This window comes from Gammaproteobacteria bacterium (genome assembly GCA_029882975.1).
GTDB lineage: Bacteria > Pseudomonadota > Gammaproteobacteria > SZUA-152 > SZUA-152 > JAJDNG01.
On the sequence record JAOUJW010000007.1, the window covers coordinates 83,560 to 108,178 of the forward strand.

Sequence of the window (24,619 nt, forward strand, 5' to 3'; positions counted from 1 at the left end):
AGGTTTAGACAGGATTGATGCTGCTGATTAAATCGTTGAGTGGATGCAATGCTTTGTAGCGATCGGTTACATCCAAAACATAAGACAAGGTACGGGGTATATCCTTTAAATAACCGGGCTTACCGTCGCGTTGATCCAGGCGCGCGAATATACCGGTAGCCTTTAAGTGACGCTGTACCCCCATCCAGTCGAACCATTGCAACCATTGTTGCTCACTGACCGGTTGCATAATCTCTTTCTGTTGTGCCTGCTGTTGGTAGTCCAAGGCCCAATTTCGCACCTGCTCCGCAGGCCAGGCCACGTAACAGTCTTTTAACAGGCTCACTAAATCGTAGGTGACGGCACCAATCACCGCATCCTGAAAATCCAAAATTCCGGGATTGTTAGCGGTAGTAACCATCAAATTGCGCGAATGATAGTCCCTGTGTACGCAAACTTGAGGTTGTTCCAGCGCGCTTTGCGCCAGCAATTCAAACATATCGTCCAACATGGCCTGCTGTTTGGCAGACAATCGCAGCCCCAGGTGTTTTTGCAAATACCATTCACGGAACAGCTCCATTTCCCGCAGTAACAACTCATGATTGTACAATGGCAATCCCTGTCTCGGTGCACCTGCCTGCAGGTTTAGCAGAGCACGGATGGCATCACCGTATAAACTGTTGGCATTGTCTGCGGTTAACACGCTTAAATACTGTATATCACCCAGATCGCTGAGCAGTAGAAAACCGTCCTCAATATTGGCCTGCTTGACCACGGGGACATTGAGGCCGATATCCGCCATCAGCGCACTGACATGTATAAACGGTCCGGTGTCCTCCTTAAACGGCGGCGCATCCATAACGATATAGGAGTCTTCCGTCGCTAAGGTAATGCGAAAATAGCGCCGAAAACTGGCATCACTGGACGCCGTTTCCCAGCCATAGTCTTCATACCCCAGGCCATGGAGCCAGGATTTTATTTTTTCAATTCGCTGCACTGCTTTCTCCCGACCGCATTGATCGCAAAACGATCAAAAACATTTAAACTACCGACACTGCCGTAAAACTTCAAAATGTCGCCACTTTTGGACCGCAATAATGGTAAAGTAGTTTACCTCGATTTATTGACACATTTAACTATTTCTACCTTATTACTATTTTCTTTAATGGACTGCTTATGGCGAACTCGAAAACCATTTTTATCACCGGCTGTTCCTCAGGTATCGGTTTAACCGTAGCCCTGGGCCTGCAAAAACGCAACTACCGGGTGATTGCCTCAGCACGTAAGGATTCAGATGTACTCAAACTAAAAGAAATGGGCCTGACTTGCCTGCAACTGGATTTGGATGAGCCCCAATCTATCGACACAGCCGTGCAACAATTAAACCAGCTCTGTGATGGAAAACTGGATGCCTTGTTTAACAATGGCGCTTACGGGCAAGCCGGTGCTGTCGAAGATTTGAGCAGAGAGGCCCTGCGAGCGCAATTTGAGACCAATGTATTCGGCACCATAGAATTGACCAACCGCATTCTACCCATGATGCGTCGCCAGGGTCACGGTCGCATCATCCAAAACAGTTCCGTATTGGGTTTGGCGGTTATGCCATTTCGTGGCGCATATAATGCCAGCAAGTTCGCACTGGAAGCCTTGTCGGATACCCTGCGCCTGGAACTGAGATATACCGACATACATGTGATTCTGATCGAGCCCGGCCCCATTGAAAGCCGCTTCAGAGCCAATTCCTATCTGGCGTTTAAGAAGTACATAAAAGCTGAAACCAGCGTACACCATAGCGTTTATGCCGCCATGGAACGGCGACTCACTAAGGAGGGAGCCGCTGTGCCCTTTACCCTGCCAGCGGACGCGGTTCTGAAAAAGGTAATCCACGCCTTGGAAAGTCCGAATCCCAAAATCCGCTATTATGTGACGTTTCCGACTTACCTATTTGCCTATCTAAAACGACTGCTACCCTACCGCCTGATGGATAAAGTTATGCTGGCCGCTTCCGGAGCAGAAGGTAAATAGATTGGAGACAGCCGATGATGTTTTGAAGCAATGGACTAGTGATTAATCACTCGGTGCAATTCTACCAACACCGCATCCACACCTTCATCGTCACGGTTTTCCCGCGGTGGTTCCCATAGACTTAAAACTTCGCGCCGGGTATCGCGAATCAGTGAAAACAAGATTTGCGCCTGATCTTGATTAAGTCCCAATGACTCCACGGTCAGGGCTAAATTGGAGTGTAATTTATCCATCACTATAGGCAGTTGTCGTCGTTGTCGTGCCTGGGATTCTGATAAATGGGTCAGGGTATCCTGTGCATGCTTTATCGCCTGCAACAAACCGGCTTGATTCAACAAATCCGATTGCGCCTTAATTGCGTTAATACGAACTTCTGCGCCTTCGGCCACCACCAGCAGATGTTCTTTAAGTTTCTCGTATTTTTCCTTATCGGTGTGGGAAACGCCTTTGACCAAAATAGAAATACTATCCATATTGAGGATAGTGCGCGGCCCAATATCAATACATCGATCATCACTACTGATACGTTGCATCACGGTCACTTCCAAAGGATTAATGTGGCCTTCGCTACTGTTATTGACTTCTATTTCTCCGGCACGAATCTGCACCGTTGAACGATAACCAAATCCCGCAATGGTATCTATCACCAATTGGGATAAACTCTGATACTCCTGACATTGGAAACTGGCATTGAGAAATTGCAGCACGATGCCGATTTCATTGGTACTGGCGAGGGCATTGTTGGCCAAACGCTTGGCAAACTCCATATCCTGTTTTAAACCGTCCAAGGTAGCGCGATTTTTCAGGGCGACACGGACTTTTTTTAGCAGCTCCTTGGCCTGAAAGGGTTTGGTAATGTAGTCATCACCGCCTGCCTCATAGCCGGCCAGGCGGTCGGCCAAAGTATCCAATGCCGACACAAAGGTCACTTGTATATGTCGGGTGGTATCATCGGCTTTTAATTTTGCGCAAACATCATAACCGCTCATACCCGGCATGCTAACATCCAGTAGGATCAGTTCCGGCTTGAACTGTGGTACCCGCTCCAGGCACTCCTGCCCTGAACCGACCACTTCCAACTCGAAACTCTGTTCAAGTATGTCCTTGAGTATTTCTCTGTTAAACGGCTCATCGTCTACAATGAGAATTCTACCGGTTTCACTCATTTGTGCACCTCATCGTTTTGCATCGAATCTCTTCCTTGTGATTCAAACTTCACCGGAACCATCAATAAAAAGCTCACACCCTTAACCCTGCGGTTTCGAGCCTGTATCCGGCCATGATGTCGCCGAATAATGTCCTGACAGATAGCCAGGCCCAGGCCGGTACCTCCGGCGCCGGTTTTGGTGTTACTGGACTGAACAAAATTGCCAAACACCAGTTCCAATTCATCCTCCGGTATGCCCATGCCTTCGTCTTTGATTTCAAAGGCGATTGCCGGCTTGGCATTGAGAACGTCGTGACGCAATTCCATTCGCACCACACCGCCTGGGGGAGAAAATTTCAAAGCGTTCCCTAGTAAGTTACGGAAAACCTGGGTTATTTTCTCCGCATCCACTTCTGCCTCAAACACGCCGTCAACATACTCTATCTGTATGCCTTGCTTGGCTCGCAAGGCGTCAGTTTCGTCCAAAACTATATCGACCAATTTCCCCAAATCGTTATTGGCAATGTGCATCTCCACCATCCCTGCTTCGAGCTTGGAGAGATCCAGGAGATTATTGAGCAAAGAAAGCAATCGTTGGCCGCTTTCAAACACACGGTTAAAGTAGCGTTGCAGCAACTGGGAATCCGCTTCAGCAACGCGCTCTGCGCCTAGTTCGGCAAAATTCAAAATGGCGTGCATGGGAGTACGTAATTCGTGAGACATATTGGCCAGAAATTCGGACTTGGCCTGATTAGCCTTATCTGCGGCCATTTTGGCCTGCACAATCGCGGTTTCGGCTTCCATGGATTCGCAGATTTTGGCCAGACGGTGGATTAACAAAGGCCAACAAATGGGCTTAGTAATGTATTCCACTGCACCGGCGCTGAAGGCTTGGTCCACCGATTCATCGTCTTCCAGCCCACTGACCATAATCACCGGGGTATTTTGGCCTCGATCCGATTGTTTAATAACCTGCGTTGCGCTAAAACCATCCATGCCCGGCATATTGGCGTCCATGAGCACAATATCCGGCTGCTCCCGCAGAAAACATTGAATTCCCTCTTCGCCCGTTTCCGCTTCCAGGACGTCATAACCCTGCTTAATCAAGCGGCCGCGAATCAAACGTCGCAACATGGCGTCATCATCAACCACCAGAATGCGAGCAGCTGTACGGTTCAGAGGCTCCGCACTCATGGTGACGACACCACGGCTTGCGATACCGCTGTGACACTATTACCGCAGGTGTTGTATTCGAGGTACTGGAAACACTTTCCAGCGAAGGCAATACCACGGCCGTGATTATCCCTGGCCCGCTCGGGTGCAATGTGCAAATAGGCACTGCTATCAAAACCCGGACCTCTATCGTCTATTTGATAGTGGATTTGATTGGACTGTAGCGACACTCGGATAAGAGCTTGATTTTCATTCCGGGCTGACCGACGAACGATTTCGTCCTCCCAGCTACCGGCTTCAATCAAGCGGGTTTTGTCATCGTAGCCCACTCCCAGCAGGCCATGCTCCACCGCATTGCTCAGAAGTTCATACAAACCCACGACAGTTTTTTGCGGTTGCGCAGAGGCCGCCGCCAATTGCACTGCCAAAGTTTTGGCAGCACCCAGGGTGGAGAAAGACCATTCACCGGCTTGTGGAGGTTGGACTGGTTCGGCGCAGACAACATCGCATAGCTCGCGGTGCAGGCGGGTATCGGCAACCGCTGTGGACATGATGGAAAACAAGCCTTCGCGGTTATAGGGTTTGCTGAGGTAGTATAAAATACCGGCCGATAATCCCGATTCTATATCTCCCACTGTCGCGGCTGCGGTTTGCATCACAACGGGGATCCGACATAAGCGCTCATCGGCCTGCATTTGCTCGAACACTTCCAGACCGCTCATATTCGGCATCATGCGATCTAACAGAACAATATGATATGCCTCTGTTGCACTGCGCAAACACTGCAAAGCTTCGGTGCCGTTGTTAACAGAAGTCACCTGGTCACCGCTGCGAGACAAACATTCTTGCAGGATTTCCAGGTTGAATTCGTCATCATCCACCACCAAAACGCGGCGAACCGAATCTCCACGCCTGCGCTCAATTGCTTGTTCATTTGTGTATGTCATTGATTTATCGATAGTTCATTCGTCTGTCCCGGGAAAGGCCCACGAATTGCATTACTTTAGACGCAGACCCGTTTATTGCATCGGCAATAGTGAAACGCGACTTTAATGGCAGTTTTGGGAATAAAACCTAAGGTGAGACGGGACTGTGCCGATGACACCTTAAAGGACAGACTTCGGAGGCACGATTATGATGGGCATGTTGTTGGAATCAGTGGTCATAGCGTTTGTATTCGGTGGAATTTTAGGTGCGGTCACAGCTCTGCATTTAAGCAGTCCTAAAAAATCCCATGCGATGATTAAGGAAAGAACCAAAAAGGAGTAGGTCGCGTCACTCCGGGCGGATAATGAGACGGATGCGATTATCCGTCCCGAGCACAACGAAATCCTACATCGTGGTTAACCGTCTGCGGCGCAGCGTAGGACCGCGCTGAGCCGCGAAAAAACACACTGAGCGAATAGTGCCCGGTACCTCCCCCGCCACCACGAATCACCCGATTTTTCTGACCAAAATCCTTGTGCTCATAAGTGGACCCCGGGTAGGGTTCATACCAGTCCTGAACCCACTCCCACACATTCCCTGCCATATCATACACCCCGTAGATGGATTTGTTTTTTTCGTATACCCCGACAGGAGCCAAGCCACTTTCCCAACGACTGTTGTCGCCGGTATTGGCATAGTCTTCGTGCCAATCATTGCCCCAGGGGTATGTATTGCCCTTATCTCCCCTGGATGCTTTTTCCCATTCCTTTTCAGTAGGCAAGCGTTTACCCATCCATTCACAGTATTTCTGGGCGTCATACCAACTAACACCACTGGCCGGTAACCGGTCCATATTATGTTGCTGCGCTACCATCGCCTTTAATAAATCGGGTTTGCCAGCCACGCGCGTATCCATATCCAGTTTGAAATACTCTGTTGCAATCCAGCGCAGGGTGTCTACTTCTGTTGCCTGCAAGCGTTTGGGCACCAAGTTATAGCCGTTTTGGCTCCATTCAAACGGCTCTTTGTGGCGGGCGGATTGGGTAAAATGCTTGTATTCCAGGTTTGTCACTTCAAAACGATCAATGTAGAAGGCTTCGGTGTGGCTGGTATGTAGCGGATGTTCATCCAAATACAGAGGATTCACCAAACCATATTCCTGCTGCTTACCGCTGTTATCCACCAAATCGCTACCGCGAACAAACTCACCGGCAGGCACAAACACCATATTCTTGTATTTACCGGAACCGATACCGACGTTGGAATTACCGGCGCTGGGGTCGGCAGAGTTCTGAGTCTTGCCCCCCAGTGGTGCACCTCGATCTGAACAAGACGTCCACAAGAGTGCAATGAGGACACATTTTAAAAAAAATACACAATGTCGGAACGGCAACTTTTTAATCAACTGTTTAAGACTCATCTATGGTAATCTTCAGGAGAACTTCTATAATCGTGTACAACATATCGTGTAAAATAAATCGTGGAAAATAAAAGGCTTGTAGCGGCAAATTAGGAAGCCCCTGATTCACCTGCATTTACCCGGCACGAATACCCGACATGAACCACGCAAAGTCCAGAATACAGAATTTTATCATTACCGGGATCTATTTAGTAAGTCAAAAAAAGACAGCCTACGTCAACAAAAGTAAGTCAAATAAGGAATCATAAAATGCCAGGTACGCGCTTTTCGCTGGAAGTTCAACCCAAAATCCCCGCTCAACTTGCCCGCCTGGAAGAGTTGGCCAACGATTTGCTGTACAGTTGGGATCGAAACGTGCGAGCGCTTTTTTTCCGCCTGGATCCCGAATTGTGGTATCCCTGCGGCCACAGCCCCAAGGTCTTTTTACGTCGAGTTTCACAACAACGTCTGGAGCAGGCAGTTCATGACCAGGTGTTTATGGAGGACTACCATCGAGTCTTGTCCATTTATGACAACTACCACCATAATCCTCCAAAAAATCTCACCTGCCTCAACCCCGAGACCGATTTGATTGCTTATTTTTGCGCCGAATTTGGTTTACACGAAAGCCTGCCTATCTACTCCGGAGGTTTGGGGATTCTCGCCGGTGACCACTGTAAAGCCGCCAGCGATATGGCTCTACCGTTTGTCGCCGTGGGTTTGTTGTACCGTCAAGGTTATTTCACTCAAACCATAGACAAGCACGGCAATCAGGTGGCTCATTACGCCACCACCAATTTTTCCGACTTACCCATAACCCCGGCCATCGACAATGAAGGCAAAGAACTCCACGTCAATGTGCACATTCGTGAAACCGAAGTGGAGGTTAAAGTCTGGGAGGCAAAAGCAGGACGAATTCGTATTATCCTTTTGGATACCGACCTGCCGACCAATTCTCCTAAATTACGTTCTATTACCCACCGCTTGTATGGCGGCGATAAAACCACCCGAATCCAACAGGAGATTGTTCTGGGCATCGGTGGGGTCAGAGCATTAAAAACTCTGGGTCTGGCACCCAGCATTTGGCACATTAACGAGGGTCACTCGGCCTTCCAAATTTTGGAACGCTGCCGCCTGCATGTGGAAAACAATCTGGACTTTGATGCCGCGCTGGAATTGGTGGCGGCAGGTACGGTATTCACCACGCATACACCGGTATCCGCCGGGCACGATATATTTGAATACGAAATGGTAGAAAAGTATCTGAACCATTTCGAAAACCAGTTGCGTATCGGTCGTGAACAGTTTCACTCCTTGGGCTCAAGCCCTGGCTCGGAAGGCTTTAATATGACTGCGCTGGCCATTCGAGGCTCCCGCTTTCAAAACGGCGTCAGCCAAATTCACGGCAATGTCGCCTCTAACATGGAAAACTATGTCTGGCCGCAAATTCCTGCAGAAGAAAATCCTATTTCTTATGTTACCAATGGCGTACACGTCCCCACCTTCCTGGCGCGAGAATGGGTAAACCTTTTTGATATGCGCTTTCGAGAATGGCGCAACGAATTCAACAACGAAAAATACTGGCATTGCATTGATGAAATTCCCGATCATCGTTTTTGGAGTTTGCGCCAATCCTTAAAAACGGAAATGCTCGAAAGCGTTTGGAAACGCGTCAATCACCAACTGCACCGCAACGGCTGCAGCGAAGCACTCATTAAAAGATTGACGCGCCACTTGGAACCTAAAGAAACGGACATCTTAACCTTGGGATTTGCCCGACGTTTTGCCACTTACAAACGTGCCACACTGTTGTTCTCCGACCCGGAACGACTGGCCCGCATCATCAATAACCCCAAAAGACCGGTATTATTGTTTTTCGCCGGGAAAGCTCATCCTAATGATGAGCCCGGACAGCATTTGATCCGCGTCATTCACGAGTTTTCCAGACGCCCGGAGTTTGAAGGCCGGATCATTTTATTAGAGGGCTACGACTTATCGCTGGCACGAAAGCTGGTCTCCGGTGTGGACGTGTGGATCAACACACCGGAATATCCTCTGGAAGCCAGCGGTACTTCGGGTGAAAAAGCAGGAATCAACGGCGTATTGAACTTAAGCGTGCTGGACGGTTGGTGGGGCGAAGGTTTTCGTGGTGATAACGGCTGGGGCATCACCCCCCACGGCCCGGAATTCGACCCCGAATATCGTAACCAGGAAGAGGCCAAGGACCTGCTGGATATTATCGAAAATGAAGTGGTTCCGCTGTACTACCAGCGTGATGGCAGGGGTTATTCGGAAGGTTGGGTGCGCATGTCCAAGGCCTCCATGAAAACCATTATTCCCAACTTTAACGCCCAACGGATGGTCACAGATTACGTCAACAAGTTTTATTGCCGAGCCAATGCCCACTGCAAAACACTGGCGCATGAAGAGCGCCAACAGGCAACCCAATTGGCTCGCTGGAAAAAACACATATCGAATATCTGGCCCCAGGTTTCATTCAGACGTATTGACGACTGCAGTCAAAAAATTCTGGCGGGTGAATCCCTGCCCATACGCATTGCAGCGAATTTGGCGGGTTTACAGCCGGATGATGTCACCGTGGAATGTGTGGTGGGTATTGAGCAACGTCACAATGAATTTATCCCTAAGCAACACATCATCATGGAAGCTGTGGGTCAAAATGACAAAGGCGAAACCCTGTTTAACCTGGACCTCGCGCCTACATTATCCGGGCAGCAGTTTTACAAAATCCGCATTTACCCGTCTCACCGTTCACTGGCTAACCGGTTTGAAGTGGGATTGATGATTTGGCTGTAGTTAGTCCGGACTGGGGTGGGTATGATTTCGTACCCACTCAAGCGACGCCGCTGCTTAATCTTGCCAACACCAACCACACCACTGAGCGTAAGCCGGTTCGACTACCCGGCACATGCAGGAAACCGACAAAACCAGAGTGCTTGACAACACAATTGACCGGCCAAATAATGGCAACCGTTTCATTTAAAGTCGGAATAAGCTTTATTTCGGAATTGACCGCTTCCGTGTAAACAACCCATTGGAGAAAGTTGTGTACAAAGGTTTATGCGCATCTTTTATTATTCTCATGTCACTCCCAGGCAATGCTGTTTTGGCAGACGCCGGCAAGACATTGGTGATTAGCAATGGTGCAACCAAGCCTCCCATGCATACAAAAGATTTTACCGGTTTTATTGACATCATACTGGGTACCGCACTGAAAAGAATTGGCTATCAATTGGATACCCGCGCCTTACCCAATGAGCGCTCGCTTATCAATGCGGACCGCGGCATTATCGATGGTGAATCCAATCGAATCGCAGGCTTGGATGAAGTTTACCCCAATTTGATTCGGGTTCCTGAGAAAATCATGGATTGGGAATTTGTCGCGTTTGCAACTCAAGACATTGATATGGCTAATGGGTGGGAAAGTCTAACCCCTCATCTCACCTGCTTTATCACCGGGTGGAAAATTTTCGAATTCAACGTGCCTCGAGAAACGGTTGTTACAAAAATAAAACACCCTGAGCAATTGTTTATTTTATTGGACAAAAACCGTGTCGACATTGCTCTTTATGAACTATGGCAGGGCTTGGGGCTCATCCAAAAATTCAACTACAAAGGTATTAGAGCGCTATCCCCTCCCCTGGCCAAGAAAGAAATGTTCACCTATTTGAACAAAAAGCATGTAAACCTCGTACCTAAATTGGCTCAGTCACTCAAGGAATTAAAAGCTGACGGAACCTATGAGCGCATTTATACACGCATCCTGGCCCCGCTAAAGAATCGCTAGAATACCCAGCACAATGAAAAACAGACTACCACTGGCGCGAAAGGGGATCGGTTTCAAACTCACCACTTCCACCATTTTTTTCAGTTCTATCATTACCTTGGTCATTACTGCGTTTCACTTATACGCAAGATATACTTACGACGTCAATTTAATCGACTTGAAATTCAAGCAAATTCAAGACATACATCTTTCTTCCATAATCAGCAATCTGTGGCTTGTCGATAAAAATGAACTCCAAGTTCATATGAAAGGATTGTTGAAAATTCAGGATATCCAGTACATAGAAGTCTATGATAACGAAAAGTTATGGGCATCCGCAGGAACAAAACACCACAACAAAATAGTGACTCGGGAATACCCGTTAAAATACGCTTATAAAGACAAAATCGTCGACATTGGCATGCTCAAGGTGGGTGCCAGCCTGCATAATGTTTACCAAAACATATATCAAGAGCTTTGGGTAACACTTGCCACTAACGGCGTAAAAACTTTCCTTGTAGCTTTTTTTATGCTGTTTCTTTTTCACAAACTGGTGGTCCGTCACCTAATAAAAATTAGTAACGATTTAACCCTATTGCGAGTAAAAGATAACGACAGAAATATCCAGTTAGACCGCAACCGCGCCCAGCAGGAAACCGATGAAATTGACTTACTGGTTAATGCATTCAATGAACTTCAAAAAGAATTGAGGCTTTCTTTTTTGTCGATTGAAGAAAAGGTCCAGCAGCGCACCCAGGAACTTCTGCAGGCGAGAGAAGAAGCCATTGCCGCCAGCAGCGCTAAAACAGAATTCTTATCCAGAATTAGTCACGAATTCAGAACCCCTCTGAACGCAGTGCTCGGTTTTGCCCAGTTGCTGCACACCGACGACAATCTTACTGAGACTCAAAAAAGCAATATTGACGAGATACTAACAGCAGGCGGCCATTTGCTGGAGTTAATTAGTGAAGTATTGGATTTATCACGAATTGAATCCGGGACTTTGGCCTTAACATTGACTGCGGTAAGAATATCCGATGTCATCGACGAATCGGTATCTTTAGTTCGCCCTCTGGCGGAAAAGAAAAACATAGCGCTGCAGTGGCAGGGAACCAAGCAGCAGAATCTATTGGTACTAGGCGAAAAATTCAGACTCAAAGAAGTCTTGATAAACTTATTATCCAATGCTATCAAATATAACGTAGACAACGGCACCATTATAATTAACACGGAAACCAGTGGATCCCAGTTAAGAATCGATGTCATTGATTCCGGCATGGGACTGACCCCCGAACAACAGCAAGTCATTTTCAACCCCTTTGATCGCGCCGGCCAGGAAATTACAAATATCGAAGGCGCCGGAATTGGGCTCACAATCGCGAAACGTCTCATCGAAATGATGCAAGGAGAAATTGGCGTGGAAAGCAGCCTGGGAAAAGGGAGCTGTTTCTATCTTCTGGTAAAACTGGCAGATGAATAACGCACGCCCCAGACAACTATACTCAGCCATCTAAAGAGCCTCTGGAAAAGCGTCTCTCCCATACATTTGCAACAAGCGCCGAAACCGGGTCGGCATATCCTCGGGGATTTGATTCCAGTTAAACCTCCACTGCCAGTTACCGTCGCTGACACCGGGCCGGTTCATTCGGTGCGAGCCGTTCAGTGCCAATAAATCCTGCATCGGCACCACCACCAAGCGTGATACTGAAGCACAGGCGGCCCGAATCATAGCCCAGGGCATGGGTTCATCGTGATAGCCCAGGTAATTATAAACCGCTCGTTTTTGACCATAGTCCAGTTCCTCATACCAACCCAGGGTAGTATTGTTGTCATGGGTTCCCGTATAAACCACACTATTCGGCACATGGTTATGTGGTAAATAATCATTATTGGCATCGCCGTCAAAGGCAAACTGTAGAATTTTCATTCCCGGAAATCCAAACTTATCTCGCAACGCCGTGACTTCCGGGGTTATGATTCCCAGGTCTTCGGCAACCAAAGGTAAATCATCAAACGATTGTAGCAAGGCACTGAACAATGCTTTGCCCGGGGCTTTCACCCACTTTCCTTCAATAGCGGTTTGCGCTTCAGCCTTAATCTGCCAAAAGGCTTCAAAACCGCGAAAATGGTCCACCCGTATCAAATCAAATTGTTCTAAACCGGCAGCCACCCGTTCCCGCCACCAGGCAAAACCGTCTTGCTTCATCACTTTCCAATCATAGTGAGGGTTACCCCAGCGCTGACCGGTCTCAGAAAAATAATCCGGTGGTACCCCAGCGATAGTGCGCGCTGACCCATCGGCATGTAAATCAAAGCAACCTCGGTTGGCCCATACCTCGGCACTGTCATGAGCAACGAATATAGGCATATCACCGAATATCAACACACCTCGTTCATTCGCATATTTTCTAATTTCATTCCATTGTCTAAAAAACAGGAATTGCTCGAAATACACCTCCTGCACCAGAGTCACCAGTTGTGAACCCGCCTGTTTCAAGGCGTTTGACTCCCGATCCCGGTAACTACCAGGCCATTGAAACCAGGCCGCACCGTTATGTTCTTCACGCAAAGCCATAAATAAGGCAAAATCGTGCAACCAATCCCGGTGATTCTGGATAAAGGTATCGTACGCCTGCCGCTCTTGTGCCGATGCGTTTTTTTCAAAACCGCGTTTGGCCAAGCGGATACAATGCTTGCGATGATGCTTAGGAATACGACCTGCGTGATGACCTAACTCACCCGGAGGCAACCAACCGCATTCCTGCAATAAAAACAAACTGATTAGGTCAGGGTTACCGGCAATAGCGGATAAACCCATATAGGGCGATCCGTCATGGCTGGGAACAAGTGGCAATACCTGCCAAACACTGGCGCCACAGGAAACCAGGAAATCCACAAAATGATAGGCTTCAGGCCCCAGATCGCCGCAACCCGGGAGCGAGCTGGGGTGTAGCAACACGCCTGCACGTCTTCGATCCAGAATCTCTCGAGTGGATTTATTTCTTTTACCAGGCTCAACCATATCTTGATCAGGATCCTCTACGCATCACACCACCGGCATCCAACTCACCGCCACCGCCGTGGGCGAACACATGAGAAAGATACTCTGGGGGTTGTTCACCCAAAATCTGATACAGATTCACCAGTTGCATGCGGTACAGGCGCTCAAAATCGCTGACCGTACTGGCCGGATTGTAGTCACCAAACCACCAGAACCAATCTGACCCCTCACAAACGGCCAATTGTTTCTGCGCTGCCGCAATCCGCTCCTCTGAAATCCTTTGCGATTGAACCACTTGGTCAAAACAGGCTTTGGCTTCGCCTAACATATCCCAGGCGCGATTTTTATCCACATCCCCTATCCATGTGGAAAAAGTGCCATACACCCAGCTCCCGGCAACCCATCGGGCCACACGTACCGGTTCCACGCCCTGATCCAGGCAAGCCCCGAAAGTGGTAAGTTCAAACTCGGGATCGCTTCCCAACTGTTCATACAGAGCACTGAGAAAATAGTAGCCGTTTTCCGGATAGTATTCCCAAGCGTTTTCCCCATCGAGCACAATAGAGACCACGGAATTGTGTAAGTTACTTTGTTGCACTTGAGCGATGTTTTTTAAATGGTGTACTAAGTTGGCCACTGCATCATCGGCGTGCCAGGTGGCATAGGTAAAACCCACCAAATCCGACAAACCATCATCGCGAAAAAAACAACATACACTACTGTCATCCAGGGCAAAGACGCGATGAATGGGCTCTTCCTTCCGTCCTAAGGCACCGAGACTGTTGCGAATCACGTTTTCACCGCCGGCGATCCATCGAAAGCCGGCTTCGGCATAATAGGGCATGGAATCTGTGCTCACCCCTCCTTCGGAGGGCCAACACCCTTGTGGTCTAATTCCAAAAAAATGTTCAAAAGTTTCCAATCCTTTTTGCACATGCCAACGTACACGCTCGGCACCACCTTCATACTGCTTTAGCATCGGCATACGCACCTGTGGCATAGCTTCCTTGGCACAATTCAAGTCCAACAACAAGGGTACAATGGGGTGGGCATAAGGTGTCATGGACAATTCTATGCGTCCTTGGCGGGCTAAATCTCGGTAACGGGATATAACTGTATCCAACTGCTCGCTGATGACCTCGACCAGAACGCGTCTGTCCTGATACAAAAAACCATGACCCTTTTTAATCAAAGCCTGAACCCGCGGTTCACTGCGCCGTACGCTCTCCCCCATCCAGGCCAGATGGTACCAAACCAGCATATCCACTAAAAACTGGTCATTCCAATACACATGGGTATAGGGGTTTTTGATCAACCAGGACGCCATTCTGGCCAAACGCCGATACGGAACGAAACGATTCACTAAACGTTCTTTGTTAGCCCGGAGACAATCTTTTACCAGCCCTATCCGTTGCTCCAAATCCGCCGGTAACACAACAGAGCTGAGTGCACACAATAAAGGATCGCGGATTTGCTCTCCGGTACTGAGAAAAGCTTTTAGCTGACGGGCATAGGCATCGATTTGCTCTAACAAAATGGGCGCAAAATTGACCACGGCCCGCGCTTTGGGATTGGCCTCCAGATGCGCCGCCATATCGGTATAATCTTTAATAGCGTGCAAATACGTCCATGGAAGTTGAAATTCGCCATTGAGCCGGTTGACGTACTGTGGCTGGTGCATATGCCAGCACAGCACAACTTTTAAACGCGGCTTAGCGGACATGGTGCAGCTTTTGCCCAAGCATCTCCGGTGTCACAAGAACCACGTCATTGGGCGTCACATAAAACCGCTCCGCGTCTTTTTTTAGATCAAAGCCAATCTCTGTTTCCGGCGGCACCACACAGCCCTTATCTATCACGGCGTTACGAATTCGACAGTGACGGCCAATTCTCACATCCGGTAACACCACCGTATCCTGTAGCTCACAGTAGGAATTCACCCGTACATTGGAGAACAATAATGAGTGGGTTATTTTGGAGCCTGAAATCACGCAGCCACCTGATACCATGGAATCCACAGCCATGCCACGGCGGTCATCGTCGTCAAATACAAATTTAGCCGGAGGCGACTGCTCCTGATAGGTCCAGATGGGCCATTCTTCATCGTACAAATTCAATTCCGGTACCACACCAGTAAGCTCCAAATTGGCTTTCCAAAACGCATCCACAGTGCCTACATCACGCCAATAGGCGCTCTTACCGTTGACCGGATCCCGAAATGAATAGGCATGGGCTTTGTAGTCACGTATGACGGCGGGGATGATATCATTACCAAAGTCATGACTGCTATCCTGGCTGTCTGCATCTTCGATCAATAGACGATATAACAATTCCACATTAAAGACATAAATACCCATTGAAGCCAGAGCCACATCGGGCTTGCCGGGCATAGTCTCGGGGTTTTCCGGTTTCTCGGAGAACCGGACAATACTGCCCGCTTTATCCACGGCCATGACCCCATAGGATTTAGCCTCCTCCGTGCTTACTTCCACACAACCCACGGTCAAATCGGCCCCACTGTCCACATGAGCGGCTATCATGGGGCCATAATCCATTTTATAAATATGATCTCCAGCCAGAATCAAAACAAACTCCGGCTTGTGATTGCGGATAATGTCCAGGTTTTGATAAATGGCATCCGCCGTTCCCGCATACCAGCTCTCTTCTATGCGCTGTTGTGCCGGCAGTATCTCAATAAACTCCCCGAACTCTCCCCGCAGAAAACTCCACCCTTTTTGCACATGCAATATGAGCGAATGGGATTTGTATTGGGTCAACACGCCCACCTGACGAATACCGGAATTAATGCAGTTGGACAGTGGGAAATCAATGATTCGAAACTTCCCCCCAAAGGGTACAGCCGGTTTGGCTCTCCAATCGGTAATTTGTTTTAACCGAGATCCGCGGCCCCCAGCCATGATTAGTGCCAGGGTTTTCTTGGTCAGCCGACTTACAAATCGCGTTTGTTCCGCTTGCATAGGTTTTCCTTCATGTTACACGGTTGAGTCATCTCTAACTGAGATAGATTCCGTATTTATAGTGTTTTTAACAACAAACAAACTCGTCTCTGCACTTTTTGCAGTTCTACTATAAACATAGTAAAAATTGCATCACATTACAGCCCACTAAATTAATCTTGATCATTGCAAACACGTAAAATTAGTAATAAGTTAAACGCCTACCTATAATTAGTGGATCCCATGAGAAAAAAACCCCCAGTCCCAAAAACCCAGGTTACGCGGAGCGCGCCAGACCGTCAAACACCCGAACCCTCTGCACTATCCTCTGCTATAGAACCTTCCACACGGGAACCGTCACAGGAAGCTCCTTCCAGCGAATCCGCCGCCCGGGAAATTCAACCGGCACAACCCGACCCAGCCCAAATCCTACAGGACAATATTCAGGCGGTCCTTGAAGCCAGGCACCATGACCCACGTTGCGTTCTCGGCAAACACACAGACGCCGCCGGTAATACAATCATCCGTGTATTTCGCCCCCGCACCCGTGAATTACGTCTACATGACTCGGACACGTTGCTGCAGCGACTTGGCCATAGCGATCTGTTTCACTGGCAAGGGGAAACCGATATACAGGAACCGTACCGATTACGCTATGTGGATGACCAAGGCGACACCACAGTGGAATATGACCCTTATTCCTTCGCCCCTCAAATTTCAGATTTTGACCTGCATCTATTTTCGGAGGGTAAACACTGGCATGCCTATCGGATCCTTGGTGCCCACCCCGTCACTGTGAGCCAAATAGCCGGCGTACGTTTCAGCGTCTGGGCACCCAATGCCGGACGTGTCAGTGTGGTAGGTGAATTCAACCACTGGGACGGAAGGGTACATCCCATGGTTAATCGGGGGGGGAGCGGCATTTGGGAGATTTTCATTCCGGGGATTGGTTGCGGCAGCTTGTATAAATTTGAGATTCGTCACCCCTCCGGTCGCATACTCTTAAAAACGGACCCCTATGGACAGGAATTCGAAAACCGTCCCAAAACAGCGTCCATCGTCACCGAGAGCCACTACCAATGGCAAGACGCCACCTGGCTCGAGGCACAACGCCGGCGTGACTGGCTGCACAGCCCCTTGTCCATTTACGAACTGCACCTGGGTTCCTGGAAGCGGGGACATAGCGAAGGATTTCTCAATTACCGTGACATCGCCACAGAACTTATCCCCTACATCAAGTCTCTGGGATTTACCCACATTGAATTATTGCCGGTAACGGAACATCCCCTGGATGGATCCTGGGGCTACCAAACCACGGGATACTTCGCCCCCAGCAGCCGCTTTGGAACACCGGATGACTTACGCGACTTTATTGACCAATGTCACCAAAGCCAAATTGGCGTACTGGTCGACTGGGTTCCGGCTCATTTCCCCAAAGATGACCATGGATTAAGCGTCTTTGATGGCAGCGCCCTGTATGAACACGAAGATCCTCGCCTGGGTGAACACCGTGACTGGGGCACATTGATCTATAACTACGGTCGAGCCGAAGTGAAAAACTTTCTTCTGGCCAGTGCGGTGTACTGGTTGGAAGAGTTTCATATCGACGGCTTGCGGGTGGATGCGGTGGCCTCCATGCTGTATTTGGACTACTCGCGAGAAGCAGGTGACTGGCTTCCCAACAAGTACGGTGGCAATGAAAACCTTGAAGCTATAGATTTCTTGCGCGAACTGAATACGGTGATCCATTCTCAGTTTCCCGGTTGCCTGGTAATGGCCGAGGAATCCACTTCCTGGCCCCAGGTCACACGCCCATGCTATCTGGGCGGACTGGGATTCAGCATGAAATGGAATATGGGTTGGATGCACGACACACTCAATTACATGAACAAAGACCCCATCTATCGCCGCTTTCACCACGACCAGCTCACGTTCGGTATGATGTATGCCTTTAGCGAAAATTTCATTCTGCCCCTCTCCCATGATGAAGTGGTGCACGGAAAAGGCTCCATGATTCGCAAAATGCCCGGTGACGATTGGCAGAAATTTGCCAATTTGCGAGTTTTGTATACGTATATGTTTACTTACCCGGGTAAAAAACTCTTGTTCATGGGGAGCGAATTCGGTCAATGGTCGGAATGGGATTTTGATAAGTCCCTGGATTGGTACTTATTGGAATTGCCGTTCCATCAAGGGTTGAAATCTACGGTGAGCGACTTGAACCGGCTCTACACCCAAAATACCGCTTTGCATGAACTGGATTTTGAAAGCGACGGCTTCCAATGGATTGATTGTCATGACGCAGACCAGTCTATTATTAGTTATATTCGTAACAGCCCCGAACAAACTATGATAATCATCCTGAATTTCACCCCTAAACCCCGTGACCACTATCGTATTGGGGTACCCTCCCCGGGAGATTACGAGGAAGTCTTCAATTCAGACTCCAGCTATTACGGCGGAAGCAATGTGGGTAATCTGGGCCTTATTCCGGCGGAAAATACGCCCTGGATGAATAACCCTTGCTCTCTCTTGCTCACCATTCCACCGTTGGCCGGAATGGTACTGACACACAAGCCTGACGGTAAAACAAAAATAGAACCATGAGCAAAGTCCTGTTCGTCGCCAGTGAAGTGCAACCACTGATCAAAACCGGCGGTCTCGCGGATGTCGCCGGCGCGTTACCTGCCGCTTTGAAACAACTGCGCGACAGCGTTCGAGTTATGCTACCCGCGTACCAGGATATTCTGGAAAGCGGCATAAAGACCAAGAAGTTGGCCAGTTTTTATCTACCCGGTACGCCGGGAGAAGTGCAGTTGCTGGAAGCCTGCATGCCTCAAAATCGGGTAAAACTCATCCTGGTGGACTACGCCCCGGCATTTGCTCGCAGAGGAAACCCTTACTTACAACCGGACGGTAATCCCTGGCCCGATAACGCCGAACGCTTCGCACTGTTATGTCGAGCCGTCGAACGGGTGGCTTTAAACAGTGCCGGCCTGGATTGGCAACCGGACATTGTCCATTGCAATGACTGGCAAACCGGACTCATACCGGCTTTACTCAGTCGTTCACCGATGCGACCGGGCACCGTGTTCACCATTCACAATCTGGCCTATCAGGGCTTGTTCTCGCGGGAAACCTTTATCTCTCTGGGCTTGGATGAGAAATTCTGGCACCCATTTGAACTGGAGTTCCATCATCAACTTTCCTTTATCAAAGGTGGGCTGGTGTACTCCGATCGCTTGACCACCGTAAGCCCAAATTATGCCGAGGAAATTCAAACCAGCCGGTTTGGCTACGGCCTGGAGGGCTTATTGTCTTTCCGCCAGGATGTTCTACATGGCATCATCAATGGCATAGACACCGACACCTGGAATCCACAAACCGACCCATTAATCAGCGCCAACTATGCCCCTGACAATTTAGTCGGCAAGCGTTTAAACAAAGCGGCATTGCAACAAACCATGGGCTTACCACAGGAGCAAGATGCTTTTCTGCTGGGTTCTATTGGTCGGCTGGTGGATCAGAAAGGCGTGGATTTGATTACCGAGATTGTGCCCAAACTACTGGCTTATCCCATCCAGTTGGTGGTCCTGGGAAGTGGCGAAACCAAGTACGAGGCTGCGCTAAAACAGTTAGCTGAAAAATATCCTCAGAAAATGGCCGTTACTTTGGCCTACAACGAATCCCTGGCCCACCAGATAGAAGCCGGAGCGGATGCCTTTCTCATGCCTTCCCGATTTGAACCCTGCGGTTTAAACCAACTGTACAGTTTGCGCTACGGCACCATTCCCATTGTTACTCGAGTGGGCGGACTGGCAGATACCGTCGTAGATACTCCGAAACACAAACGCAGCGGCTTTATAGTCAATGAAGCCACCCCCGCCGCTTTGCTTACCACCACATTAGAAGCACTGGATGTGTTTCGCACGACACAGTGGAAAAAACTGATCAAAACAGCCATGGAGCAGGATTTCAGTTGGGACAACAGTGCAGCACAATACCATAGCTTATACCAAGACATCATTCGTGCACGCAAACCCAAACCCGTGAAAATAAAAAAAACTACGACTCCACAGCACTTACCGGCTAAACGGTGAAACCCCTAACATCGACAGGATGTTTATAGTCGCCGCGCCACTTCCTGGGCCCCCAATAACCCCACTTCCGGGTCCAACACGATCTTTACAGGCACTTGTTGCAGCAGAGCCCCCATTTTGCTTTTATGTCGAAAACTTTCCATAAACGGCCCCACCATCAACTTATCTGCAATTCGGGCCGCAATACCCCCGGCCACATACACACCCCCCAGAGCCAAACCGGTTAACGCCAGATTGCCGGCCTGGGCTCCATAAATTGACATAAACAGGTCCAGCGCCTGCACAGCAACCTCTTCCTGATTGTCCACAGCCTGGGTGATAGCCGCCGCATTCAACTCATCTGACTCACCTCGTTCATGTTGTAAAAACATATAGATCCGCTCTAGCCCGGGACCGGAACATAACAGTTCATAAGATACACAATCGTGAGTTTTGAGCAGAAACCGTAATAAACGAATTTGCAGTTCATTGGTGGGGGCAAAGTCTGCATGCCCCCCCTCTGAAGCCAGTACTTCATAGCCGCCATCGCGCCACACCAGGATCGCCTGTCCCAAACCGGTTCCGGCGCCAATGATGACTTGGTTTGCGTGAGGCTGTACCTGTCCCTTTTGCATGACTTGAAAACCGGAATCCGCCAAGGTGTTCAAGCCATAACCGATGGCTTGGAAGTCATTAATTAAACGTACTTGCTGAAATCCAAACCGTTGTTTCAATGTGACGGCATGGATCTGCCAGGGTAAGTTCGTGACACCGGCTTGTTCACCGGAAACCGGCCCGGCCACACCCACGCAAAAATTTACCACGTCTGTTTCGCCGTCTAAAAAATGTTCGAGTATGGCTTCAAATGAAGTATAAATTCCGCTTTCATAACGTTGTTGTCGTAACACTTCGCAGTCGTCTTTGTCCACCCGGCACAGGCGCAACAAAGTCTTGGTACCCCCCAAGTCGACAGCGACAATCTTCATCGCTTCGTCAACAGTGAATCGGGTAATTCGGCAGCAGCTGATTCATCCAAACGCCATTGCAATTCGTGCTCGGCTCCATGGAGTACTTGCTCTACAGGATATGCAGGCCGCGACGCAGATTCTGCCTGAAACAGTTGACCCAATACCGCGGCCTTAGCTTCCCCGGCAATAAGGAACACAATGTTGTGAGCGGCATTGATTACTGGAAACGTTAAACTGACACGCCAAGCATTGAGTTTTTTCACATACACCGCGCCGGCCCATTGTTGGGTTTCCTGCAACAGCTCGGTTCCGGGAAACAAACTGGCAGTATGGCCATCATCACCCATACCTAAAAGCATTAAATCAAACTGGGGTAAACCTTTGCTGTTTTTGGGTAAGACATCCAATGCCGCCGCATACCCGAGAGCACTGCCTTGCGGGTCTCCTTCCACGATATCCACAGCATGCACGTTCGCCGGAGGTATGGGAACCGAGCCAATAAAGGCGTCTTTGGCCATACGGTAATTGCTATCCGCATGATCCTTAGGTACACAGCGTTCATCGCCAAAAAACAGATGCACTTTTTGCCAATGAATTTCTTCTGCAAAAGGCGGTGTGCTGAGTAAATGGTAGAGTTTTTGGGGGGTACTACCCCCAGCCAAAGAAACATAAAAACCGTCATGATCTGCAACAGCCTGCCGACAAAGTTCCAGCCAATGCCGCGCTACCGCTTCATTAAGCTGATCAACCGATTGGTGAACGAAAACTTTACCCATGGCATTCCCTGCTCCCACCGAATTATTTCAGAGGCTTTCCATAAGTTTAGCCTATTTAATGCTGGTGTTGATCCTGTTGCTCGTGGTTTGCAGGCTGTTTTGTCTCTGCTTCAGGTGGGGGCGGTCGGCGTGCATGACCGATTTTTTGGGTTTGAAACGGCGCCAGGTATTTCCTGTAGTATTCCCGTGAAATCTTGCGAACATTGGTTTTCATTTCCTCTGACATTTCCTTGGAAACTATTTCACGGTTTTCAAACGCTGCTTGCACTCCTTGGGCCGCAGCCAGATTCAACCATACATAGGCCTGAATAATGTCCTGTTTTACCCCCTGCCCGGAAGCGTAAAGAACACCCAGATTGGTTTGGGCCGCCGGCTGTCCCTGCTTAGCCGCTTTTTCGTACCACACCGCCGCATACTGAAAATTTTGATCGACGCCCAATCCAAATTCATACATATTGCCCAAGTGGAATTGGGCATCCGCCAGCCCTTGGTCTGCAGCTTTGCGGAACCATTGTGCTGCTCCCTTATAATCCTGGTCCACACCCTGTCCCTGGCGTAACAACATGGCCAGATTGTACTGTGCCTCAACATCTCCGGATTCAGCCAGCTCGGTAAACAGGCTCGCGGCCTGTTTAAAATCCTTTTTTTCCACCGCGTCCAGGGCAGATTTCATGTCTGCAAAGACCCCTCGACTACTCCCTAGTAACAACAACAATGCAAAAAAGGAAATGACCCCACGCTGAAACTTCATATGAAAAACCTTTTTAATTGGTACTTTTTTACCTGTTAGAGGCCAATCATACCACTGCCGGCAGTAAAACCTAAACCCGTAAAACACCTAAAATTTATAGAGGATTCAACCCCTTAACATATGGTCTAAAATAGATGAAAAAAAGGTCGATGTATTACTAACAAACCCCTCTCTGGTGGGCCAAATCCTCAACAATAGGGGCGAATTCCAGGTAATTGGAGTCTGCATGAGCGTCAACACTGAAACCATATCTTTATCTTCCAATGACTTGCCCAAGTTGAATGCAGAAGCCGCAAAAAAGGTGACCGCCAAAATCACTCAGGTTAAGAAGTGGAAAAAACACGCTAAAGTGGTGCAAATTTTAGACAAAACTTTTTTGCACATCACCCAGTTTGAAGGCAGTAAAAAGACCTACTGGGTGAACATTATCTCTTTAAGCAGTAATTGGAAACGAAAACTGCACATTGAATGGAAATGGTTGATCTTGTCTGTAGCGCTTCTGGCTTTAAGTTATGCGGCTTATACCACTGCGTCAGGTATGCAACTATTCAGCAAATACAAATATCTCGAATCAACCATTATAGCCAGTGTCACAATCGGTCTGATATTTTTCGTGACTTTTATCAATAAAATCCAAAACTCAACGGTATTTTATTCGAGAAAATCCAAAATTCCTCTGTTCGAAATTTATCACAACGCACCTTCCAAAGCGGAATACCGCCGTTTTCTGGAACTACTGAGTGTCGTTAATGCCAAGCTGAAGGAAAGTGTCACCATCCCGGAAGACCGGGTGTTGGCGGGAGAGCTGGAGGATTTGCGCCGTTTAAAAGATGCCCGGGTTTTGTCGGATTCCTTGTACAATAAAGCCAGACAGCGTCTGTTATCGGGTCATTGATGCGACACGTATGAGGTTCGCTCAGTCAAGATCAATAATAAAACGTTGATAAAAATGGTCAGTACCTGATTGGTCGGATTTTTGTTCCGTTTTTCTATCCAAAGAAAACGCCCGTACCAAGTTTCGTCGTTGTTTTTTTTCCTGCTCCGGTCCGATCTTTGGGGATTTTGCCGCAACATTCATTAACACTGTTTTGTCCAAATCGACCGCATCCATTTGCCGAACTGTGTCGTTGCGGGTTGGACGGTTATCTTTATAAAGCACCGTGGCAGCATTGCTGATTTGATTAGACTGCAGTTCCTCTTCCGTCCACAAGGTCAGTGCTTCGCAGTACTTTTCTTTAAGAATGGAAATTTTTCGTTGCGAAGTACCGTTCTTTAATTGTAACTCGTGGACCTGAAACTTGGTAATATGTCCGGACATGGTGGGTTTGGTGAATACAAAAAATTGATTTCGGGCTATTTTCTCGCGTAGAAATTGATAAAAACTTTGCGGTTTACCGTAATGATAAGTGACTGTGGGTGTTTTCCATACCCGGTCATAGCGATCGTAATGACTGGAAACCAAATCGCCTTGGGCGATGGAAACACCTTTGATGTCGTTCTTTAACAAACGCAGGGGTTCGCTTTGGGTGCGACGAAACGTACCATCCTCAGCTTCCGAATATACAATCACGAAATGAGTACCGTTCTCAAAGGTATAAACTGGTGTATTGATTAACATTAAAACAAAACTCCCGGACCCCCGTGTTCTGC

General features: G+C 48.6%; 20 protein-coding genes. 8 read left to right on the plus strand and 12 right to left on the minus strand.

From position 1 onward, the window contains the following. Nucleotides 1–4: 4 nt before the first annotated feature. Nucleotides 5–976 carry a phosphotransferase gene (locus tag OEY58_07190; GenBank protein MDH5325232.1) on the minus strand — a complete coding sequence of 324 codons (972 nt, stop codon included), beginning with the start codon at nucleotides 974–976 and terminating at the stop codon, nucleotides 5–7. A 179-nt stretch (nucleotides 977–1,155) separates the two neighbouring features. Here OEY58_07190 and OEY58_07195 point away from each other — a divergent pair, with 179 nt between their 5' ends. Next, on the plus strand, nucleotides 1,156–2,004 hold the full coding sequence (locus OEY58_07195) for an SDR family oxidoreductase (GenBank protein ID MDH5325233.1): 849 nt from the start codon (nucleotides 1,156–1,158) through the stop codon (nucleotides 2,002–2,004). 35 nt (nucleotides 2,005–2,039) lie between these two features. Here the strand turns inward: OEY58_07195 and OEY58_07200 are convergent, their stop codons facing one another. Genes OEY58_07200 through OEY58_07210 form a run of 3 tightly spaced genes read right to left on the minus strand, consistent with a single transcriptional unit; the run spans nucleotide 2,040 to nucleotide 5,271 of the window. Continuing rightward, nucleotides 2,040–3,170 carry a response regulator gene (locus OEY58_07200; protein MDH5325234.1) on the minus strand — a complete coding sequence of 377 codons (1,131 nt, stop codon included), beginning with the start codon at nucleotides 3,168–3,170 and terminating at the stop codon, nucleotides 2,040–2,042. Then, nucleotides 3,167–4,345 (minus strand): hybrid sensor histidine kinase/response regulator, encoded by a 1,179-nt coding sequence (locus OEY58_07205; protein MDH5325235.1) that lies wholly within the window; start codon nucleotides 4,343–4,345, stop codon nucleotides 3,167–3,169. The genes OEY58_07200 and OEY58_07205 overlap by 4 nt, the downstream gene beginning before the upstream one ends. Next, nucleotides 4,342–5,271, minus strand: a complete 930-nt coding sequence (locus OEY58_07210) for a response regulator (protein MDH5325236.1) — start codon at nucleotides 5,269–5,271, stop codon at nucleotides 4,342–4,344. Before OEY58_07210 ends, OEY58_07205 begins: the two co-directional genes overlap by 4 nt. A 187-nt stretch (nucleotides 5,272–5,458) precedes the next feature. Here OEY58_07210 and OEY58_07215 point away from each other — a divergent pair, with 187 nt between their 5' ends. Further along, nucleotides 5,459–5,593 carry a hypothetical protein gene (locus OEY58_07215; GenBank protein ID MDH5325237.1) on the plus strand — a complete coding sequence of 45 codons (135 nt, stop codon included), beginning with the start codon at nucleotides 5,459–5,461 and terminating at the stop codon, nucleotides 5,591–5,593. 37 nt (nucleotides 5,594–5,630) lie between these two features. On the opposite strand, the gene OEY58_07220 is transcribed toward OEY58_07215, so the two are convergent. Further along, nucleotides 5,631–6,671, minus strand: coding sequence for a formylglycine-generating enzyme family protein (locus OEY58_07220; protein MDH5325238.1), 1,041 nt, complete (start codon nucleotides 6,669–6,671; stop codon nucleotides 5,631–5,633). Nucleotides 6,672–6,920: 249 nt separating this feature from the next. Between OEY58_07220 and glgP the strand changes: the two genes are divergently transcribed. From glgP to OEY58_07235, 3 genes are all read left to right on the plus strand, one after another. Continuing rightward, entirely contained in the window at nucleotides 6,921–9,467 is a 2,547-nt protein-coding gene (gene glgP / locus OEY58_07225) for an alpha-glucan family phosphorylase (GenBank protein MDH5325239.1), read from the plus strand. A 250-nt stretch (nucleotides 9,468–9,717) separates the two neighbouring features. Then, on the plus strand, nucleotides 9,718–10,458 hold the full coding sequence (locus OEY58_07230) for a transporter substrate-binding domain-containing protein (protein ID MDH5325240.1): 741 nt from the start codon (nucleotides 9,718–9,720) through the stop codon (nucleotides 10,456–10,458). A 13-nt stretch (nucleotides 10,459–10,471) separates the two neighbouring features. After that, nucleotides 10,472–11,917, plus strand: a complete 1,446-nt coding sequence (locus OEY58_07235; protein ID MDH5325241.1) for an ATP-binding protein — start codon at nucleotides 10,472–10,474, stop codon at nucleotides 11,915–11,917. A gap of 30 nt (nucleotides 11,918–11,947) precedes the next feature. On the opposite strand, the gene malQ is transcribed toward OEY58_07235, so the two are convergent. From malQ to glgC, 3 genes are read right to left on the minus strand one after another with little or no spacing between them, the layout of a single operon-like run. Continuing rightward, nucleotides 11,948–13,459, minus strand: a complete 1,512-nt coding sequence (gene malQ / locus OEY58_07240) for a 4-alpha-glucanotransferase (protein ID MDH5325242.1) — start codon at nucleotides 13,457–13,459, stop codon at nucleotides 11,948–11,950. 7 nt (nucleotides 13,460–13,466) lie between these two features. Further along, nucleotides 13,467–15,179 carry a glycoside hydrolase family 57 protein gene (locus tag OEY58_07245; GenBank protein MDH5325243.1) on the minus strand — a complete coding sequence of 571 codons (1,713 nt, stop codon included), beginning with the start codon at nucleotides 15,177–15,179 and terminating at the stop codon, nucleotides 13,467–13,469. After that, nucleotides 15,151–16,416, minus strand: coding sequence for a glucose-1-phosphate adenylyltransferase (glgC, locus tag OEY58_07250; protein MDH5325244.1), 1,266 nt, complete (start codon nucleotides 16,414–16,416; stop codon nucleotides 15,151–15,153). The genes OEY58_07245 and glgC overlap by 29 nt, the downstream gene beginning before the upstream one ends. A 222-nt stretch (nucleotides 16,417–16,638) precedes the next feature. Between glgC and glgB the strand changes: the two genes are divergently transcribed. Together glgB and glgA are read left to right on the plus strand one after the other, a co-directional pair. Continuing rightward, nucleotides 16,639–19,002, plus strand: coding sequence for a 1,4-alpha-glucan branching protein GlgB (glgB, locus tag OEY58_07255; GenBank protein ID MDH5325245.1), 2,364 nt, complete (start codon nucleotides 16,639–16,641; stop codon nucleotides 19,000–19,002). Further along, nucleotides 18,999–20,495: a glycogen synthase GlgA gene (glgA, locus tag OEY58_07260; protein ID MDH5325246.1), complete on the plus strand. Its 1,497-nt coding sequence runs from the start codon at nucleotides 18,999–19,001 to the stop codon at nucleotides 20,493–20,495. The genes glgB and glgA overlap by 4 nt, the downstream gene beginning before the upstream one ends. A 23-nt stretch (nucleotides 20,496–20,518) precedes the next feature. Here the strand turns inward: glgA and glk are convergent, their stop codons facing one another. The 3 genes from glk to OEY58_07275 are packed head-to-tail and all read right to left on the minus strand — an operon-like array spanning nucleotide 20,519 to nucleotide 22,969. Further along, nucleotides 20,519–21,460 carry a glucokinase gene (gene glk / locus OEY58_07265; GenBank protein ID MDH5325247.1) on the minus strand — a complete coding sequence of 314 codons (942 nt, stop codon included), beginning with the start codon at nucleotides 21,458–21,460 and terminating at the stop codon, nucleotides 20,519–20,521. Then, on the minus strand, nucleotides 21,457–22,218 hold the full coding sequence (gene pgl / locus OEY58_07270) for a 6-phosphogluconolactonase (GenBank protein ID MDH5325248.1): 762 nt from the start codon (nucleotides 22,216–22,218) through the stop codon (nucleotides 21,457–21,459). Before pgl ends, glk begins: the two co-directional genes overlap by 4 nt. Nucleotides 22,219–22,273: 55 nt before the next feature. After that, the gene (locus tag OEY58_07275; GenBank protein MDH5325249.1) at nucleotides 22,274–22,969 is read right to left on the minus strand and encodes a sel1 repeat family protein; all 696 of its coding nucleotides are present in this window, start codon (nucleotides 22,967–22,969) and stop codon (nucleotides 22,274–22,276) included. Nucleotides 22,970–23,195: 226 nt separating this feature from the next. Between OEY58_07275 and OEY58_07280 the strand changes: the two genes are divergently transcribed. Continuing rightward, nucleotides 23,196–23,864 carry a hypothetical protein gene (locus OEY58_07280; protein MDH5325250.1) on the plus strand — a complete coding sequence of 223 codons (669 nt, stop codon included), beginning with the start codon at nucleotides 23,196–23,198 and terminating at the stop codon, nucleotides 23,862–23,864. Between the two features lie 21 nt (nucleotides 23,865–23,885). On the opposite strand, the gene OEY58_07285 is transcribed toward OEY58_07280, so the two are convergent. Then, nucleotides 23,886–24,587 carry a hypothetical protein gene (locus tag OEY58_07285; protein ID MDH5325251.1) on the minus strand — a complete coding sequence of 234 codons (702 nt, stop codon included), beginning with the start codon at nucleotides 24,585–24,587 and terminating at the stop codon, nucleotides 23,886–23,888. Nucleotides 24,588–24,619: the final 32 nt, after the last annotated feature.